At 34.2% G+C, this 2,940-nt stretch carries 3 protein-coding genes; 2 read left to right on the top strand and 1 reads right to left on the bottom strand.

Annotated features, from left to right (window positions below; all coding sequences use genetic code 11):
• Window positions 1-702 (top strand): lipoyl(octanoyl) transferase LipB (gene lipB / locus ACIQ0M_RS15420; RefSeq protein WP_396153834.1); only part of this gene is annotated, 702 nt, incomplete at its 5' end.
• A gap of 146 nt (window positions 703-848) precedes the next feature.
• On the opposite strand, the gene ACIQ0M_RS15415 is transcribed toward lipB, so the two are convergent.
• Window positions 849-1,451, bottom strand: a complete 603-nt coding sequence (locus tag ACIQ0M_RS15415; RefSeq protein ID WP_396153832.1) for a ribonuclease HII — start codon at window positions 1,449-1,451, stop codon at window positions 849-851.
• Window positions 1,452-1,557: 106 nt separating this feature from the next.
• On the opposite strand from ACIQ0M_RS15415, the gene ACIQ0M_RS15410 reads away from it, so the two are divergent.
• Window positions 1,558-2,940, top strand: a 1,383-nt coding sequence (locus ACIQ0M_RS15410) for a S8 family serine peptidase (RefSeq protein WP_396153830.1), incomplete at its 3' end; no start/stop codon positions are given.

The following is a 2,940-nucleotide window of genomic DNA, read 5'->3' as shown; positions in this document are numbered from 1 at the left end:
GATTATAAATTGGCTTGGGATTTTCAGGAGGCTTTGTTTAAGGAGATTGTCGATTTAAAAATACGAAACAGGCGAGAAGAGGTCAACTTACCAACATCAAATTATTTTTTATTTGTAGAACATCCGCACGTTTATACATTGGGCAAAAGTGGCGATTTGAGTAATTTACTTTTGACCGAAAATCAATTAGCTCAAAAAGGAGCGACGTTTTATAAAATAAACCGAGGCGGTGACATTACGTATCATGGGCCGGGACAAATTGTGGGTTATCCGATTTTGGACTTAGAAAATTTTTTTACAGATATTCATAAGTATCTGCGTTTGTTGGAAGAAAGCATTATTTTGACATTAGCAGAATTTGGTTTGCAAACAGAACGTAGTCCTGGCGAAACAGGAGTTTGGTTAGATGTTGGAACACCTTTTGCCCGAAAAATATGTGCCATGGGCGTTCGGGCTTCCCGATGGGTGACAATGCATGGATTTGCTTTGAATGTAAATGCGGATTTAGGTTATTTTGATAATATTATTCCGTGTGGTATTCGTGGTAAAGCGGTAACTTCTTTGCAAGTAGAGTTAGGTGTTGAAAAAGTCAATGAAGAAGAAGTAAAGTCAAAAATTTTGAAGCATTTTGAATATCTTTTTGCGTGTGAATTTAAATCCGCTGTTTTGGATGGTTCTTTGAATGGAACACGGATTTTATAGATTTAAAAGATTCTCGCGGATTCTTTAATTTGGATTCGCTTTGCTTGAAATGGATTTAGCGGATGGTGTTTTTACTTATTATTTTTTAAGAACACTGATTTAGAAAATTAGTAAAATTTAAAAATCCATTCCGATTGCTATCGGAACTAAAACTCCAATTTCAACTGCTCCGGTAATAATCGAAAGCTTAACCGGTGGTATTTGGTTATCCCATATTTTGCGATAGCTTCTCTGTGTTCTTTGGTCGGGTAACCTTTGTTTTTTTTCCAGTTATACATCGGGAATTCTTCATGAATTTTATTCATATAATCATCTCGATAGGTTTTGGCTAAAATGGAGGCTGCGGCAATGCTCATAAATTTGCTGTCACCTTTTATAATGCAGCTGTAGGGAATGTTATTGATAGGTTTGAAACGATTACCGTCAACAATAATATATTCAGGAGTAGGATTTAACTTCATAATACTTTCTTGCATGGCTTGGATAGAAGCATTGAGAATATTTATTTTATCGATGATAATTGGTTCAAGGTGTGTATAGCTAAACGAAATGGCTTGCTCTTCGATTATTGGTCTTAGATTTTCTCTTGTTTTTTCCGAAAGTTGTTTTGAGTCATTGAGTAATGGAAGCGAAAAGTCTTCTGGTAATATTACTGCTGCTGCTGTGACGGGACCGGCAAGGCAGCCACGACCGGCTTCGTCTGTGCCGGATTCTAATTTGAGAGTTGAGAAAAAACTAATAAGTTTCAAAAAAAGTACTTATTTTAAATAACCACTAAACATTACTAATTGTTAAAAAATAAAATATAATTTTTAAATTTATTAAAATTAATTTAATTTAGCAAAAAAAATAATTATGAAAGTTAAAATTCTTATTTGTTCAATTTTCTTATTTTGTTTTTCAATGTTTTCTAATGCACAAACTAGAGAACAACAAAACAGAATTATCAAGAGCTATAATATTTTTAAGTTAGATTCACTTAAAAATGTTTTTGAATCGAGATTTTATAGTAGAAAAACAGAAGCTATTCAATTTTCGAAAATTAATAATATTCCTGAGCGATTTGTTGATGAAAAAGGCAGCTATCATGAGTTAATGTATATTGAAAATGATCGGCCTATTTATTACAAAACACATAATTCAGGATCGGCAAATACTATCAAGGTTAATAGAATTAATTCAGGAGGTTCTGCAGGATTAAATTTGAATGGTCAAAATATGATTCTAGGTATTTGGGATGGTGGTCCGGTTAGGAGTTCTCATCAAGATCTTGTTGGACGTGTTACTATAATGGATTTAGAAAACTTTGTTATTTCAAATGAAGGTACTTCTCATGCTACTCATGTGGCTGGTACTATGTTAGGTTCTGGATTTGGTAATAACAGTGCTAGAGGAATGGCTTATCAAGCCAATCTTTGGGCAAACACTTTTGCAAATGATGAAGCGGAAGTTATAAGTCAAATTTCTCAAGGTTTATTAGTGTCTAATCACTCGTACGGTATTCCTGCTGAAAATGTCCAACCGAGAGTAAAAGGAGCTTATATCTCTGAATCAAGAGAATGGGATTTGATAATGAATAACGCACCCTATTATCAACCTGTAATTTCTGCAGGAAACGATCGAGGTACGGCAGAAGATACAAAAGGAGGTAGGGATCTTTTAATAGGCAACAAAACTTCAAAAAATTCTATTGTGGTTGCTGCTGTTTCTAATGTTTCAAATTACACTTCACCTGCGTCTGTAATAATGAGTAGTTTTAGTAGTTGGGGTCCCACTGATGATTACAGAATTAAACCAGATATTTCTGCAAAAGGAGTTAATGTTAATTCATTGACATCAGTTAGTGATACCAGCTATGGTTCAAATCAAGGAACGTCAATGGCAGCACCAGCTGTTTCCGGTGCTTTAATATTATTACAACAACATTATAATGAGCTTTATTCTAATTTTATGAGAGCAGCTACTCTAAAGGCTGTTATGATTAATGGTGCTGAAGAAACTGGAGATCATGATGGTCCAGATTATAGTTTTGGATGGGGATTGTTAAATGCTCAAAAAAGTGCGTTGTTAATATCTAATAAAGGTACAAGTTCAATAATTGATGAATTAACGCTAACACAAGGTTCTACATATTCAAGAAATGTTATTTCTAATGGATCGCCTATGAGAATAACGGTAGTTTGGAATGATCCTGCAGGGCCTTTAAGTAATGGAGTAGAAGATGATCCTACTTCGGTT

Source organism: Flavobacterium sp. (assembly GCF_044339515.1).
Taxonomy (GTDB): domain Bacteria; phylum Bacteroidota; class Bacteroidia; order Flavobacteriales; family Flavobacteriaceae; genus Flavobacterium.
This window is presented reverse-complemented; position numbering and strand designations above follow the sequence as displayed.